Below are 15,626 nucleotides of genomic sequence, written 5' to 3'. Positions count from 1 at the left end.
TTTAAGCAACCGGATTGTTCTCGATCTTGTTGACACGGAAATGTGGGGATTCCGGTCCCCGCTTCTCTTTCAAACGTTACTTTGGTGCCTTGTAATAAGCTTCACCCAGCCTTTTGACGCCGGTTTCTTCCAAATCATTCACGACTTGCCAGCGCGAGATACCCTGCTCGCGCAACCATATTTCCAGCCGGTCTAGATTACTCCATTCTCGGCCCTGGCCACGGGCATTGTGCACGCGCGCCCATAGGCCATCGACCATTAAGGCGACAGCCCAGACGTAGGGATGCTTTTCCGGATTACCAAAGCCGCCGCTTTGGTGCTCGCGTTGGGCACGGTAAACCGTGGCGATGTTCTGGATGCGCCACAAACTGAATAGACCCGCAATATCGGTCGACTTTACCCGTTGTAATGACAAGGCCTGGAAATCAATATGATCCATAGTGTTGACAACCTTTCCGCAAGTGATCACAGTATGCATCATAGTGACAACCAACCTGTCACGCAATTTCCAGGAGAAGAAAATGCTACCGACTACTTTTCGCGCCCGTAAAATCGAGAAGATCGATACGCAATGGCAGGCTGCTTTTAACGACTACTGGCCGGCTTATAAAGTCTGGTATGGTCAAAAAAAGCGTGACGATATTAACCCGAGTGCGCTCAAACAGGGGCAGCGGCAGCTCGCGGCGGTGATGCCGGAAATGCAGCCGCTCTACGAGCGTTTCCTGGAGGCCACTAATGATTGCCCTGTCGCGGCCCAGTTTTTGACGGGGTATCAGCCACCGGCTTATCTGGTGAGCTGCTCGCAAGCGGTGTTGCTGAATGACGAGCCGTTGCTGATACGCAATTATGACCTCAGTCCGGATATATCCGAGAACTTGCTGTCCCAATCGAACTGGTTGGGGCAAGAGGTTATTGGTACCAATGAGTGCCTTTGGGGACTGAATGATGGCATGAACAAATCCGGCCTTGTGGCTTCGCTGACCTTTGGCGGCAGCAACAAGGTGGGAAAGGGTTTCGGCATTCCGTTCATAATGTGCTATGTGCTGCAAACCTGCGAGAACGTCAAGCAGGCGATAAAGGTACTGCAAAGGATACCGTCACACATGGCGTACAACGTCACCCTTGTCGACAGACAGGGAGATTTTGCCACCGTGATGTTAGCCCCTGATCAGCCCGCGATTGTTACCCGCGAGCGCTGTATTACCAACCATCAGACCAAAGTAACCTGGCCACAGCAGGCCGTGTTTTCTAAAACGCTCGAGCGTAAACAGTTTCTGGATGAATTGCTGACAGGCGACACGATGAGTGAGCAGCCACTTCGCAACGCATTTTTAGCCCCGCCACTGCTCTCTGGCAACTATACGCAACAGTTCGGCACGGTTTACACCGCTGTTTACAAACCATTGAGTGGAACCATGGCGTATCACTGGCCCGGGGAAAAAGCCTGGCAACATGGCTTTGCCGATTTTCGGGAAACGACAAAAACAGTCCGTCTTGGGCAGCAAACAAACCCCGGTAAGCAGGCAGATCCAGTGATGGCTCCTGCTGCTCTTGTAGGGCACGCTGACTCGGATCACAGTTTGCCAGCGACTATTCGACAGCAACTGTTGCAAGGTCTCGTCTACTTACCCGCCTCGGTGGTCGGGCAGCCGGATGCACTGCAAAAACTGAAAAAGATTCTGCGGTCGGAAAATTCTTTTTCCTGGCAAGACTATGCTGAGCAGATAGCAGAGGTTTGGTATTATCCCGCGAGCTAATGCTCACCAACGCCCCTGCAACGTAGCCACAATCCGCCGGCCATCCGCCCGATCCCGGTGTTCACACAAGTAAATGCCCTGCCATGTTCCCAGCGCAAGGTGCCCTTGGCGAACGGGCAACATGAGTGACGGGCCGATGAGAACGCTTTTGAGGTGGGCGGGCATGTCGTCTGGCCCTTCCATCACATGCTCATAGTGCGGCGCCCTCTCGGGCACTATCACGTTAAAGTGGCGTTCAAGATCACCGCGCACGTCCGGATCAGCGTTTTCGTTCACCGCCAGCGAAGCCGACGTGTGCTGTATAAACAGGTGCAGCAACCCGACCTCACAGTTGTTCATCTCCGGCGCCTGAGCAAGGATTTCATTGGTTAGCAGGTGAAATCCCCGGGGCAGCGGCGCCAAATCAACAAACGTCTGATCCCAAATCATGATTGCTCCTGTGGTTTATTTCTGGAGTTCGTCCCAGGGGTGCATGGGTACAACGGCCTCGCTTACTTCGGCTTCAAAGGAGCTGCGGAAATAATCCATGGCCTTTTCCGCTTCGTCCAGTTCGTCGAACCGGGCGATGTGATAAATCGCCTCGCCCTCGTTTACCAAAGGGAGATTGTTGACGCAAATCACAATGCCGGAGCAGGGCGAGAGAATAGCGGTTTCAGACTCGCCAAAAGGATCCGCAACCATGGCAATTTTCTGGCCTTTGCGCACTTTCTGCCCGAGCTGCGCAACGGGGCGCATGATGCCATCAATCTCGGCTCTCACCCACTGGGAACTGGCAGCGATTTCCGAGCGTTTTTTCGCGACATTGCGACCTTTTCGCGGAGGAACCATTTCCAGCTCTCGCATCACTCGCATCACACCTTTCACGCCGCTGCCGATAACAACATCGTCAAACCGCAATGCCTCGCCACCTTCATAGGTGATGACGGGGATGTCCAGAGAGTCTGCGTAGGCGCGCAGACTGCCTTCCCGCAGGCCTGCATCAATAATCACCGGTGCGGCAAACGCTTCGGCCATTCGCGCGGTTTCAGGGTTTTTCAGCTCCGCCCGAACCTGCGGCAGGTTAAATCGATGAATGGCGCCGGTGTGTAAATCGATGATGTGGGTCACGTGCTCCATTATCTGGGTACGCAAAAGATAGGCAATGCGCCCGCCAAGAGAGCCCCGTTCGCTGCCAGGAAAGCAGCGATTAAGATCCCGCCTGTCAGGCAGATAGCGCGTGCGATGCACAAACCCGAAGATGTTCACGATGGGCACGGCTATTAACGTGCCGCGCAAATTACGAAGCGTCGAGTTTTTAAGCACCCGACGAACAATTTCCACACCGGCAATTTCATCACCGTGTATGGCGCCACACACCATCAAAACCGGGCCATCCCGGCGCCCATGCACAATTTCAACGGGTATGTGCAAAGGGGTATGGGTGTACAACTTTGCCACTGGAATTTCTACGGTTTGCCGGGTGCCAGGCTGAACCTTGACTCCCGCCATTTCAAAAGGCGCGCGCGCCATCGACTAACCCCTGCCTTTGGTTTTGGTGCGCCAAGGCGCCTGATTTTTCTCGATCCAGTTTACGATCATGCCTGCAACATTTTTGCCGGTGGCGTTTTCAATACCTTCGAGGCCGGGCGAGGAGTTAACTTCCATGACCAGCGGGCCGCGACTGGAGCGAAGTAAGTCGACACCCGCCACGTTCAAGCCCATGGACTTGGCTGCGGTAATGGCTGTTTTGCGCTCCTCCGGCGTAATACGCACCAGTGACGCACTGCCACCGCGGTGCAGATTAGACCGGAACTCACCCTCCGCTCCCTGTCGCTTCATAGCGGCAATCACTTTGTCGCCAATCACAAAGCAACGAATATCAGCACCGCCGGCTTCCTTGATGAATTCCTGCACCAGTATGTCGGCCTTAAGCCCCATAAAGGCCTCGATCACGCTTTCGGCGGCCGTGCGGGTTTCCGCCAGCACCACGCCAATGCCCTGAGTGCCTTGCAGCAGTTTGATAACAACCGGTGCCCCACCCACCATTTTCAGCAGCTCCGGCACGTTATCGGGTTTGTTGGCAAAACCGGTGATCGGCATGCCAACGCCTTTGCGCGCAAGCAACTGCAAAGATCGCAGCTTGTCCCGGGAGCGGGTGATGGCAACAGACTCGTTCACCGGGAAGGTTCCCATCATTTCAAACTGGCGCAAAACAGCCGTGCCATAGAAGGTAACAGACGCACCGATACGCGGAATGACAACGTCAAAATTTTCCAGCACATCTTCGTGGTAGTGAATCCGGGGATTAGCCGACGTGATGTTCATCGAACAGTGCAGGCAGTCGATGACCTTCACTTCATGCCCACGGTTAACCCCTTCTTCTACCAGACGGCGGGTTGAATACAAATGCCGGTTGCGCGACAGAACTGCAATTTTCATTTTTCAGGCCTTAAAGCCGGCTCTCCGGCGAGATAAGAAGCTTCGGGATAAATCATCGAGCGGCCTGCCATTGCGGTGCGCCCGAGCAGCATGCGAAATCGCATGGTATCCCGGTTCGTGAGCGTTACTTCAATCGGCCAGCTTTCACTACCGACGACCAAAGTGGTTTCAATCACCAGCCGCAGTTCCGTGTGACCACCGGAATCGGATACATCACGCTCATCAAGAACGCGGGCATCACACTCCACCATCTGATGCATATCGTTCTGAACCGGGTGCACCCAAAACCGAACCCGGCGCTCGCCGTCCTTTGTGTAGGGCTCCGTTCGGAACGTGTGCAGACAAGACGTACGCGCCCCAGTATCCACTTTTGTCTTGATGCGGTTAATATCCAAATCAGGCAGCGCCACCCACTCACGCCAACCCAGGCTAATTTTGTTTTCAGCCGGTGTTACCGCAACGGTTTTAATGGCTTCAGCTGTCTTTGTAGACATCCAACTGTTCCTTTTCAGTGGCTTTCTCCGGCGCCATCAACTGCACGCGGAAGGGCTCAGAATGACTGCCAGCGTAGATACTTGTGTGCGGAAAGGGTATTTCCACACCGGCCCTGTCGAGGGTCTTCTTGATGGCAACAAGCATAACGCTTTTACCTTCAAGCACCTTGTCTTTCGGCACCCAGAAAGAAAATTGCAGCTCCACCGAGGATGGGCCAAACGCGGTGACCAATACAAACGCTTTTGGCTCTTCCAGGCAGGCGGGATTCTTTTCGGCCAACTCCATCAACAGTGCTTCTACTTTCCCTGCATCTTCAGCATAGGCAATCCCCACATTAAGGTCGATGCGACGAATCGGAAACCGGGAACGGTTGACCACGGGTGTCTTGATCAACGTTTCGTTCGGGATGCGCACATAAAGATTGTCCCGGGTGCGCAGCTTAACGCTGAGCATGTCGATTCCCACCACTTCGCCCGCGATCGTTTCGACTTCGATGGAGTCACCGATTTCAAAAGGCTTTTCAACAAGCAGGAATAGCCCGCTGATCATATTGGACGCAGAGGTCTGAGACGCAAAACCGATCGCGACGGTCAGGATGCCGGCCGCGCCCAACACAACATCCAGTGAAAAGCCGGCTTCCCGAAGTGCTGCCACACCAAACAACACAAAAATTACGTAAAACACCAGGCGCCGAACCATCACCGTATGGTGCCGAGAGCTGCGTTTGGCCATCACCTTTGACACGCTGCGCGCCGCCAGCGACGCGAGCACAGCGCCCAGCACCAGCAAAAAGCCAGAGCTGATCCATTGCCCCCACGCTATCGCGTTAAACACCTGAGCGGCACCCGTTTTCAACTCAACAATCACAATCGTTACTCCGCAAAATCTGCATCAGCCAAATACCCGATCGAAGGCTCGCACAAAACGCCCTCTGGCCGGTTTTTCCCGGGCCGGCGCTACCTGCTTACAAGGACCCGCGGCAACGAGCAACGTCTCATCCACGTGCAGGCTCGCCGAATTCATATCGGTTTCCACTTCTACAACCACGCCCGGAGTCCACAACTGCCCCCGCTCGTTCTGGTGCAACGACAGCAGCGGTGTGGGGAGACTGAAACGCTCCAGCAGCAAAGGTTGAGGCCGGCGATTGATGATGGTAACCGGTGTTACCGCGCGCCACGGTCGCTTGGGAACCGCTTCCAGCACCAGGCGCGCAAAGCTGGACGACGAATAGCACAGCTCGCCCTCCATGGTGTTGCGCCCCACCCAGGTTAACGACGGCTCGGCAAGCGGAAGCTCTGACAGCACCGTTTGCTTTGGCCCGGAACAGATTTTCATCCACACAACCGTGCCCACGTAAATTGTGCATCGCCCGCCCGCCGGAATAGTCAGCGGCTGATAGGGGCGTATCACTGTGGGGAGATTCGCAACGGCAGGTATAAAGGTTACGGTTGACTCACCCCCTTCTCGGATAAAACGTTGCAGAGATACACTGGCCGCTGGCAGCTTGTGCCCAACAGATTCGGTCCAGCCCACCAGATCAGAATCAGACTCACGGATGTCGGAGCGAACCTGCCATTCCTTGTCGAGCAACGTAATCCACAGCCGCACATGCCCAAGCTTGTGATGTTGTGTTTGGCCGGACTCGAGCTCGTATGGCTGGGCCCACGCACCATCGCGCCGGCTTTCGGTTTCATTGTTCATAAACGTTGTGAATCTCCCACGAATACGGCGGGTAAAGTTGCGACAACTATAATCCAATCAGATACTTTGGGCGAATATCTAACTCTGTGATTTTATTGCCACAGTGCGATGTAATTACCCTTACATTCCGCGCCGCAACCCGATATGGAATAGCCAATGACACACCTGGTATGGTTTAGAAACGACCTGCGCATAGCCGACAACCCCGCCCTGACCGCCGCCTGCAAAGACGCTGGTGAAGCGGGAGGCCATTCTGACGTGCGCGCCTGCTTCATCCTTACGCCCGCACAATGGCAGGAGCACGACTGGTCGCCGGCGCGGGTTTGGTTTGTGATCGCCCACGCGAATGCTCTGGCAGAAACACTGGCAAAGCTCGGTATACCGCTTTGTTTTATCCATGCTGAACGCTTCAGCGACAGTATTACAGCGCTTGAAGCTCATTGCCGGGAACACGGCATCCGCAAGCTCCACTTCAACGAAGAGTATGGCGTTAACGAGCGCAAACGCGACAAGGCCGTGAAACACCGGTGCGACGAACGGAACATCACAGCGCGCAAGTACCGCGACCAGACCGTAGCACCAGTGGGCGAAATACTAACCGGCCAAGGCGAGCCCTACTCCGTATTCACCCCGTTCTCTCGACGCTGGCGCAGCTGGATTGACGACAACCAGCCGGCGCTCTTTCCCATTCCCGAGGCCAGAGGCGACGCCCTGAAACCCGAACGCATAGCGCGCATTCCCGAAGGCTTTAGCGATGCTCCGCCAGCACTGGTAGAAACCGGAGAAGATGCCGCGCATTCCCAACTGGAGCGCTTTCTCGCAGAGCACGCAGGTGCCTACAAAGACCAACGAAACTTCCCCGCGCTCGACAGCACCAGCACGCTCTCACCGTATCTGGCCAACGGCGTACTGTCCGGCCGCCAGTGCCTGATTGCAGCGAGGCAAGCGCAAGGCATGGGTGGTAACCAGGAAGGCCTGACAACCTGGATAACCGAAATCGCCTGGCGAGACTTCTACATCAATACGCTTTATCACTGCCCGCGAGTCAGCATGCACCGCGCCTTCAAACCGGAAACCGAAGCGCTGCAATGGAACGACCCCGGTCAGCACTTTGAGGCATGGAAATCCGGCAACACCGGCATCCCCCTGGTTGACGCCGCCATGCGCCAGCTCAACCAGACCGGCTGGATGCACAACCGACTAAGAATGGTCACGGCGATGTTCCTGACCAAAAACCTGTTCATCGACTGGCGGCTGGGCGAAGCCTACTTCATGTCAAAACTGGTGGATGGCTTTTTGGCATCCAACAACGGCGGCTGGCAATGGAGCGCCTCCACAGGAACAGACGCAGCCCCCTACTTCCGAGTGTTCAACCCGGTTACCCAAAGCGAGCGTTTTGATCCGAAGGGCGAGTTTATCCGTGAATGGATGCCTGAGCTGGCAAAACTGGATAACAAACGCATCCACGATCCGTCAAAAAGCGGCGTAATCCCCGGCGGATACCCAAGGCCAATCGTTAATTTGAAGGAAAGCAGAAAGGAAGCTATCGCCAGATTTCAGGCTCTAAAAGACTAGACCGGGGAACCAATGTAGAAGCGGGCGTGAGTGCACTCACGCCCGCTTCGGTCAGGTAAAACTTACCCCGATCCACAAACCGGACAATCAGGATCTTTAGTCAGTTTCATTTCGCGCCACTGCATTTCCCAGGCATCCAGAATCAGCAGCCGACCCACAAGCGGTCTGCCAACGCCAGAAATCACCTTGATAGCCTCCATGGCCTGAGCAGAACCAATCATACCAACCAACGGCGCAATCACCCCGGCCTCAGAACAAGTCAGATCCTCATTGCCCTGCTCCGGATAAAGACAATGATAACAAGGCGATTCCGGATTCCGACTGTCATAAACGCTGAGCTGGCCTTCCCCCCGAATAGCGGCGCCGGAGATCAACGGCACGCCGGCCGCGACACAGGCGCGGTTCAGCGCAAAGCGTGTACTGAAGTTATCAGAGCAGTCCAGCGCCAGGCTGGCTTCGGCTACTTCGCGGGCAAAATCGTCCGGCTCAAGGCGGCGGTTAACCACAGAAACAGACACCGCCGGATTGATACTGCGCACCCGCGCGGCCAAGGTTTCTGCCTTGGACTCACCAATCTGGGCGGTTTCAAACGCTATCTGACGCTGCAGATTGGCCAGCTCGATCACGTCATCATCCACCAGCGTTAGGTGACCAACGCCGGCGGCACCCAAATAAAGCGCAACCGGGCAACCCAGGCCCCCGGCGCCAACCACCAGGACACGGGCGGATTTCAACGCCTCCTGGCCCGCGATGTCAAAGCGGGGCATCAGGATCTGGCGGCTGAAGCGCAGGAGTTCGTCATCATTCAGCATGGAGGGCTCCCTTTTTCCGGGGCCATTGCCCCAGAGTCATGCGGTCGTTGCCGCCATAGTCTTGTCGGCTTTCTACCATAGCAAAGCCACGGTCGACGAACAGCTCCCGAACCGCCTTTGCCTGATCAAATCCGTGTTCCAGAAGCAACCAGCCTTCCGCGCTCAGCCAGGCAGGGGCTTCGTCCACAATCCTGCGAATATCATCAAGGCCATCAGCTCCAGACACCAAAGCCGACGAGGGCTCAAAGCGAACATCACCTTCCTTGAGATGGTGGTCATCCGATGCGACGTAAGGCGGATTGGAAACAATCAGATCGAAGCTGGCAGAGGGCAATCCGGCAAACCAGCTACTCTGGTAAACGTTCACTGGCAACCGCAGTTGACGAGCGTTTAGCTGAGCCAGCGCCACCGCATCGTCCAACAGATCGCACGCGCTGATCACCCAGCTCGGCCGCTCGCTGGCCAACGCCAGAGCTATGGCTCCGGTGCCGGTGCCCAGGTCGACAACCCGGGCCGTATCCGGCAGAAGCAATTCCAGCGCCTGCTCTACCAGGCATTCGGTATCAGGCCGGGGAATCAGTGTGCTACTGCTTACCGTGAGAGGCAGTGACCAGAACTCTTGATGGCCTAACAGATAGGCAACAGGCATCCCCAGGGCGCGCTGCGCCACCAGGCTTTCGAATTCCGCTGCCGGTTGGGCATCCACTTCGCGCTCAGGAAAAGCACGAAAGCTGGAGCGGCTCAGGCCGCTTACGTGGGCAAGAAGTAACTCCGCATCCAGACGGGGCGTCTCACTGGCAATCCGGCGAACCGCGTTGTTCAACAATGCCTGGCAGGTCATTGAACGCTTACTCGTCATCTGACAACGAAGACAGAAGCTCCGCTTGGTGCTCCTGTTGCAGGGGTAAAATTACGGAGCCCAGATCGCCGGCAATCACATCGTCAAGCTTATAGAGTGTGAGGTTAATCCGGTGATCGGTTACCCGGCCCTGGGGAAAATTATAGGTGCGAATACGTTCAGAACGGTCACCGCTGCCCACCAAGCTTTTGCGGGTTTCGGCCATGGATTTCTGCTGGCGTTCAGTTTCCGCATTCTGCAGGCGTGAGGCGAGAAAACTCATCGCCTTGGCCCGGTTTTTATGCTGCGAACGCTCCTCCTGACATTCCACCACAATACCGGTTGGAAGGTGGGTAATCCGAATGGCAGAATCCGTTTTGTTCACGTGCTGGCCGCCCGCGCCGGAGGAGCGGAACGTATCCACGCGCAAGTCCGCCTTGCTGATTTCAATGGCCTCGGCTTCATCCGCCTCTGGCATAATGGCAACGGTGCAGGCCGACGTATGAATACGACCCTGGGATTCGGTTTCCGGAACCCGTTGCACCCTGTGCGCGCCGGATTCAAATTTCAGTGCACCATACACAGCGTCACCGGCAACTCTGGCAATAATTTCCTTGTAACCGCCGTGTTCGCCTTCGTTCTCGCTCAGCACTTCCATCTGCCAGCGACGACGTTCGGCGTAACGGCTGTACATGCGAAACAGATCCCCCGCAAAAATTGCGGCCTCATCACCGCCCGTGCCCGCTCGAATTTCCAGGAACACGTTTTTGCCATCGTTCGGATCTTTTGGCAGCATCAACCGCTGCAGTTCTTCATCCAGATCTTCGGTTTTCTGTTCCGCAATTCCAAGCTCTTCCGCGGCCATTTCGCGCATATCGACATCGCCGTCTTTGGCCAGTTCTTTTGCCTCACTGACATCGTCCAGCGACTTTCTCCAGGCCTGAAAGCACTGTACAACCGGCTCAATCTCGGCAAACTCCCGGGACAATTCCCGAAACCTGTCCTGACGGGCAATGGTGTCTGGATCGCTAAGCAAAGCACTCACCTCCTCGAAGCGTTCAACGAGCTGCTCGAGGCGGGACTGTATTGATGATTTCATAGTTTTTCCGGGGTGGTCGTCGCGTCTGCGTTCAACACATCGAGCTGATGAAGCTCTCTCAGCCATTCAGTCACCTCGGTGCGCCCTTCGGTGGTGGCCTTGCGAACCTGTATCGACGGTTCGTGGAGGAGTTTATTTGTCAGGCCCCGCGCCAGGCTACGCAAGGCGGTTTCGGGGTCTCCGCCGTTGCGTAAAACGCGCAGGGCTTTTTCTGTTTCCACGTCTCGTAACACTTCCGCACGCTGTCGGAACTGCTTTAACGTGGAAACCGCATCCAGTGCCCGGAGCTGGCTAAGGAACTCTTGTACCCCGTCTGCAATGAGATTTTCTGCTTCACGGGCCGCACCTTCACGGGTGCGTATATTTTCTTCGATTACCTGGCGCAGATCATCAACGGTGTAAAGGTATACATCCGCCAGAGAACCCACTTCGGGTTCGATGTCCCGGGGTACCGCAATGTCCACCATGAAAAACGGCCGGTGCTTGCGCTTTTTCAGGGAGCGCTCTACCGCGCCTTTGCCGAGTATGGGAAGCGGGCTGGCCGTGGATGAAATAATGATATCGACATCGCCCAGATAATCTGGAATTTCCGAAAGCAGAATGCCCCGGCCGCCCCTGGATTCTGCCAACGCTTGCGCCCGCTCTAATGTACGGTTGGCAACAATGAAGTTCTTTACACCCGCGTCAGCAAGGTGACGCGCGACCAGTTCGATGGTTTTGCCTGCGCCTATCAGCAGCACTGTGTTGTGTGACATATCAGCAAAAATGCGATGCGCCATACTCACCGCGGCATAAGCGACAGACACCGGATTTTCGCCGATAGCCGTCTGAGAACGAACACGCTTGGCAACCGAAAAGGTTTGCTCAAACATACGAGAGAGAAAAGACCCGCTTCCGCCGTGCTCCCTGGCCAGCGCATAGGCGTCCTTCAACTGGCCAAATATTTGCGGCTCACCGAGAACCATTGAGTCCAGCCCGGCCGCAACCCGCATCATGTGTCGCACCGCATCGGCGTCACGGTGCACGTAAAGCACCTCTTCGAGCTCGGCAACATCCATGTCGTGGAAACCGGCCAGCCAACGCAGCACCAGCGGCGCGCAGTCGTCGTCACCGGCAAGATACAGCTCGGTACGATTGCAAGTCGACAGAATAGCGGCTTCACTGGCACCAGACGCCGCCCGCAACTCTGCGAACGCCTCCGACATACGCTCGGGCGTAAACGCAACTCGCTCCCGTAACTCAACAGGAGCCGTGCGATGGTTGATTCCCATCGTTAGCAGTGCCATTTCCTGGTTTTGCAATCCTCTACCGGTGAACTGTGTAAGCGAATCTTGGTTTAACGCCATTTTAACGACCAGAGGCCTTGTCTGCCACCCAAAACCGCCTACAGTTCGGGAAGTGCGCACAGGTTGGGCAAGAACAGGACCTTATGCCATTATAGGGAGCCGGCGGCCGCCGGTGCCCGACTCAGCTCTAAAAAGAGAGAATCCGGGTTATTCACGATGCGTAGTCGACAATTCACGGGACGTTGTATGCACAAATCCGCACCGCTTTTGTTTACCTGCCTGCTGGGACTCTCACTGACAGGCTGTGCCAGTATAACCGGTTCAGCGAGCACACCCGCCGTCGACGAGACAACTAACGCGATTAAACAAGAAGGCATCGGGCAACCGGGCAGCACGACACCCATCGAATACGCAGATTTCGAGCCCGAAACTCTTTACCTGCTTCTCTCGGCGGAAATCGCCGCACAACGTGGCCGATATGACGTCACGCTGGTTAACTACCTCAAAGCCGCACAGCAGTCCCGGGATAAAAATGTTATCGAGCGGGCCATGCTCATTGCTCAGTCGCTGAATAGCGACAACGCCCAGAAAAGACTTGCAAAATTATGGCTGGACGTAGATCCCGGCAATCTCCAGGCCCTTCGGGTTTCGGCCATTCAGGCGGTCAAACGAAATGAAATGGAAGCTGCCCTGGGTTATATGGAGCAGATTCTCAACCAAGGCGGTGACGCCGATTTTGACAGCCTTGCGGTCATGGCAGGCAATCTTCCCCCAGAGCAGCAGCAAGAATTGCTCGCGTTGTATGAAAAGATGGCACGCCGCCACCCGGACACGCCGGATCTGGAGTACAGCATCGCCTTGTTGCTAAAAATAACGGGGGATCCCGAGGCCGCCCTTCTCCGTCTGGAACCACTGCTTGCGCAACAGCCCAAATTCCAACCCGCCATTATTCTCAAGGGCGATCTTCTGTTTCAGGTCGGCAAAGAAAACGAAGCCCTCGATCATTTGCTGATAAACACCCGGCGCTTCCCGGAAAACCGCCAGATGGGAACGCTCTACGGGCGCATGCTGATCAGCGAAGGTGATTTACAGGCCGCCCAGGATGAGTTCAATCGCCTGGTGCAGCGCTACCCTGACAATCCTGGCCTGCGCCTTTCACACGCGCTTGTTGCTCTGGAAAACGGGCAACTTGAGCTCGCAAAGGAAGAGCTCATAAAACTCACGGAACAGGGTTACCAAATCAGCGAAGCCAGCTATTACCTTGGCCGGATTGCAGATGAGGCTGGCAACACCGAGCAGGCAATCGGGTACTATCAGAGTGTGGAAAAAGGCAACTATTTTCTTCCATCTCTTGCCCGGGCGAGCACTCTGTTGGCATCAGAAGGGAAGCTAGACGACGCGCTGGCCAACATCCGTTCGTTGCGCAGCGACCATTCCGAACAGGCTGAAAACTTCTGGTTGCTTGAGGTGAATTTGCTACTCGACCAGGGACAGCAGCAGGAAGCTCTTGACGCCGCCTCCAGCGCGCTTGAAGACTACCCCGAAAACCCGCAGATCCGTTATGCCCGAGCCATGCTGTTCGATGCGCTCGACCAGCCCGGCAAAGCCGAACAAGACCTCAAGCAGATTGTTGAACAGAATCCCGAAAACGCCGTTGCACTTAACGCTCTTGGATACATACTGGCGACTCGCACGGACCGCTTGAATGAAGCTCGCGGCTATGTCGAACAAGCCCTGAGACTGGATCCGGACAACCCCGCCATTCTCGACAGCATGGGGTGGATTCTGTTCCAGGAAGGTCAGATTGAGCCGGCGCTGGATTTCCTGTCCCGCGCCTGGGAGGCCTACCCTGATCCGGAGGTCGCGGCTCATTACGGCGAGGCACTGTGGATGAGCGGCGCCGAAGAGCAGGCCGAGATTATCTGGAAAGAGGGGCTTGATAAAAATCCGGATCACGAAGTATTACGCGAAACCATTGAACGGCTGACCAACAAAGGTAACCTGTGATGCGTCAGCTTTTTCGCACCTGGGCTGCCACACTCATGATTGTCAGCCTGAGCGCGTGCACCACTATCGCACTGGAGCCGCTACCGGAAGGCATGACCGATCAGCCACCGGCCGACTGGCAAGCGCGCTCCGCCAAGCTCAGCCAGTTTGACCACTGGCAACTGTCCGGAAAACTCGCCGTGCGCCAGCCTTCCGACAGTGGCACGGCCATCATCAACCACTGGATACAGGCGGGCGAAGCCTATGACCTCGCATTGTCGTCATCATTTCTTGGAATGGGCAGCACCAACCTTAAAGGCACGCCAGGGTTCATTGAGCTGACGCTGTCAAACGGCGACACCTATCGCTCCGGAGATCCGGAAGCACTGTTGGAAGCCGCTACGGGCTGGCAGCTACCTCTGGAAAGCCTGACGTGGTGGATACGCGGAGTACAGGCGCCCGGCGGCGACTTTCGGCTGCTATTTGATGACCGGGGTGAGCTGGCGATGATCCGACAAGCCGGCTGGGAAATCCGCTACGATCGATGGCATGAGTCACAGGGAGATATCCCTGCACTACCTGCCAGAATCACCGCTTTGAAGGACGATAAACGAGTAAGAGTTGTCGTGGGCAACTGGCAGAATCTTAATCCGTGACAGCCTCAATTACTCTGCCCTCGCCTGCCAAACTGAACCTTTTCTTGCACATTGTAGGCAGGCGTCCGGATGGCTACCATGAACTTCAGACCCTGTTCCAGTTTCTTGACTACGGCGACGACATCTCGCTGACACTAACCCCTGATCAGCCGGGCATCCGGCTTGCAACCCCCATCCCGGGGGTTTCGGAGGAAGACAACCTGATCGTCAGGGCCGCCCGCGCTCTTGCCGCAAAGGCCTCAGGGGATCTGCCTGGCGTAAGCATTGCCATCAACAAGCGCTTGCCTTTGGGCGGAGGGCTTGGGGGCGGCAGCTCCAATGCGGCTACCAGCCTGATCGGGCTCAATCATCTCTGGCAGCTCGGGCTCGGGCTGGACGAACTGGCGGAAACAGGGCTCACACTCGGCGCAGATGTGCCGGTGTTCGTGCGCGGCCATGCCGCTTTTGGCGAAGGCGTAGGCGAAAAACTGACGCCCGCTTTCCCACCGGAAGACTGGTTCCTGGTTCTGAAACCTGCCTGCAACATCAACACAGGTAAGATATTTTCAGAGCAAGGGTTGACAAGAAACACCTCGAGAATCAGAATAGCGCCCGCTTTTGAGGGAGACGCCTCGAGGTACCGAAATGACTGCGAGGACGTCGTAAGAAGACTGTATCCTGAAGTCGATCAGAGCATGGAATGGCTCAAAAAATTCGGACCTGCAAGATTAACCGGGACCGGGGCTTGCATATTTGGACGTTTCCCTACAGAATCCGCAGCCCGGATTATCTGGGAAAGCAAACCCTCCGGCATCATCGGGTTCGTCGCTAAAGGGGTGAACGTATCACCTCTTCACCAAAAGCTGACAGAGCTGGAATGATGCCAAAAAAGCACGATACTGGGGTGTCGCCAAGTGGTAAGGCAACGGGTTTTGATCCCGTCATGCGCAGGTTCGAATCCTGCCACCCCAGCCACCTTCCTCCCGCTTCCTCTGACTCAAACGCCGAAAAAGAGAAGGATGCC

The 15,626-nt window shown here is 56.0% G+C and carries 16 protein-coding genes and 1 tRNA gene; 6 read left to right on the top strand and 11 right to left on the bottom strand.

Annotated elements, in window-relative coordinates:
* Positions 1 to 76: 76 nt before the first annotated feature.
* Positions 77 to 439, bottom strand: a complete 363-nt coding sequence (locus ENI00_RS03440) for a hypothetical protein (protein ID WP_304098841.1) — start codon at positions 437 to 439, stop codon at positions 77 to 79.
* 82 nt (positions 440 to 521) lie between these two features.
* On the opposite strand from ENI00_RS03440, the gene ENI00_RS03435 reads away from it, so the two are divergent.
* On the top strand, positions 522 to 1,757 hold the full coding sequence (locus tag ENI00_RS03435; protein ID WP_304098838.1) for a C45 family autoproteolytic acyltransferase/hydolase: 1,236 nt from the start codon (positions 522 to 524) through the stop codon (positions 1,755 to 1,757).
* A gap of 3 nt (positions 1,758 to 1,760) precedes the next feature.
* On the opposite strand, the gene ENI00_RS03430 is transcribed toward ENI00_RS03435, so the two are convergent.
* From ENI00_RS03430 to ENI00_RS03405, 6 genes are read right to left on the bottom strand one after another with little or no spacing between them, the layout of a single operon-like run.
* The gene (locus ENI00_RS03430; RefSeq protein ID WP_304098836.1) at positions 1,761 to 2,186 is read right to left on the bottom strand and encodes a secondary thiamine-phosphate synthase enzyme YjbQ; all 426 of its coding nucleotides are present in this window, start codon (positions 2,184 to 2,186) and stop codon (positions 1,761 to 1,763) included.
* Positions 2,187 to 2,201: 15 nt separating this feature from the next.
* Entirely contained in the window at positions 2,202 to 3,266 is a 1,065-nt protein-coding gene (locus tag ENI00_RS03425) for a succinylglutamate desuccinylase/aspartoacylase family protein (RefSeq protein WP_304098832.1), read from the bottom strand.
* 3 nt (positions 3,267 to 3,269) lie between these two features.
* The gene (gene rimK / locus ENI00_RS03420; RefSeq protein WP_304098829.1) at positions 3,270 to 4,175 is read right to left on the bottom strand and encodes a 30S ribosomal protein S6--L-glutamate ligase; all 906 of its coding nucleotides are present in this window, start codon (positions 4,173 to 4,175) and stop codon (positions 3,270 to 3,272) included.
* Positions 4,172 to 4,669 carry an ATP-dependent zinc protease gene (locus ENI00_RS03415; protein WP_304098828.1) on the bottom strand — a complete coding sequence of 166 codons (498 nt, stop codon included), beginning with the start codon at positions 4,667 to 4,669 and terminating at the stop codon, positions 4,172 to 4,174. Before ENI00_RS03415 ends, rimK begins: the two co-directional genes overlap by 4 nt.
* Complete coding sequence (locus ENI00_RS03410; protein ID WP_304098826.1) at positions 4,650 to 5,537, bottom strand: mechanosensitive ion channel family protein; 888 nt, start codon at positions 5,535 to 5,537, stop codon at positions 4,650 to 4,652. Before ENI00_RS03410 ends, ENI00_RS03415 begins: the two co-directional genes overlap by 20 nt.
* 24 nt (positions 5,538 to 5,561) lie before the next feature.
* Entirely contained in the window at positions 5,562 to 6,371 is an 810-nt protein-coding gene (locus ENI00_RS03405; protein ID WP_304098824.1) for a hypothetical protein, read from the bottom strand.
* A gap of 156 nt (positions 6,372 to 6,527) precedes the next feature.
* Here ENI00_RS03405 and phrB point away from each other — a divergent pair, with 156 nt between their 5' ends.
* Complete coding sequence (gene phrB, locus ENI00_RS03400) at positions 6,528 to 7,946, top strand: deoxyribodipyrimidine photo-lyase (RefSeq protein WP_304098822.1); 1,419 nt, start codon at positions 6,528 to 6,530, stop codon at positions 7,944 to 7,946.
* Between the two features lie 62 nt (positions 7,947 to 8,008).
* On the opposite strand, the gene ENI00_RS03395 is transcribed toward phrB, so the two are convergent.
* Genes ENI00_RS03395 through hemA form a run of 4 tightly spaced genes read right to left on the bottom strand, consistent with a single transcriptional unit; the run spans position 8,009 to position 11,981 of the window.
* A complete protein-coding gene (locus ENI00_RS03395; RefSeq protein WP_304098820.1) occupies positions 8,009 to 8,758 on the bottom strand; it encodes a HesA/MoeB/ThiF family protein in 750 nt (249 codons plus the stop codon).
* A complete protein-coding gene (gene prmC, locus ENI00_RS03390) occupies positions 8,748 to 9,617 on the bottom strand; it encodes a peptide chain release factor N(5)-glutamine methyltransferase (RefSeq protein ID WP_304098817.1) in 870 nt (289 codons plus the stop codon). The genes ENI00_RS03395 and prmC overlap by 11 nt, the downstream gene beginning before the upstream one ends.
* Positions 9,607 to 10,695 carry a peptide chain release factor 1 gene (gene prfA / locus ENI00_RS03385; protein WP_304098816.1) on the bottom strand — a complete coding sequence of 363 codons (1,089 nt, stop codon included), beginning with the start codon at positions 10,693 to 10,695 and terminating at the stop codon, positions 9,607 to 9,609. The genes prmC and prfA overlap by 11 nt, the downstream gene beginning before the upstream one ends.
* Positions 10,692 to 11,981, bottom strand: a complete 1,290-nt coding sequence (gene hemA / locus ENI00_RS03380; RefSeq protein WP_304098922.1) for a glutamyl-tRNA reductase — start codon at positions 11,979 to 11,981, stop codon at positions 10,692 to 10,694. Before hemA ends, prfA begins: the two co-directional genes overlap by 4 nt.
* Positions 11,982 to 12,227: 246 nt before the next feature.
* Here hemA and ENI00_RS03375 point away from each other — a divergent pair, with 246 nt between their 5' ends.
* The 4 genes from ENI00_RS03375 to ENI00_RS03360 all read left to right on the top strand — a co-directional run bounded on the left by ENI00_RS03375 (position 12,228) and on the right by ENI00_RS03360 (position 15,577).
* Complete coding sequence (locus ENI00_RS03375; protein ID WP_304098813.1) at positions 12,228 to 13,988, top strand: tetratricopeptide repeat protein; 1,761 nt, start codon at positions 12,228 to 12,230, stop codon at positions 13,986 to 13,988.
* Positions 13,988 to 14,623, top strand: coding sequence for a lipoprotein insertase outer membrane protein LolB (gene lolB, locus ENI00_RS03370; RefSeq protein WP_304098811.1), 636 nt, complete (start codon positions 13,988 to 13,990; stop codon positions 14,621 to 14,623). The genes ENI00_RS03375 and lolB overlap by 1 nt, the downstream gene beginning before the upstream one ends.
* Complete coding sequence (gene ispE / locus ENI00_RS03365) at positions 14,620 to 15,483, top strand: 4-(cytidine 5'-diphospho)-2-C-methyl-D-erythritol kinase (RefSeq protein WP_304098809.1); 864 nt, start codon at positions 14,620 to 14,622, stop codon at positions 15,481 to 15,483. Before lolB ends, ispE begins: the two co-directional genes overlap by 4 nt.
* A 19-nt stretch (positions 15,484 to 15,502) precedes the next feature.
* A tRNA-Gln gene (locus ENI00_RS03360) sits at positions 15,503 to 15,577 on the top strand.
* Positions 15,578 to 15,626 lie beyond the last annotated feature (49 nt).

Origin of the sequence: Marinobacter antarcticus, assembly GCF_011049865.1 — a bacterium.
Classification (GTDB): Bacteria; Pseudomonadota; Gammaproteobacteria; order Pseudomonadales; family Oleiphilaceae; genus Marinobacter; species Marinobacter antarcticus_A.
The sequence above is the reverse complement of the archived record's forward strand: the minus strand, read 5'-3'. Positions and strand labels throughout refer to the sequence as shown.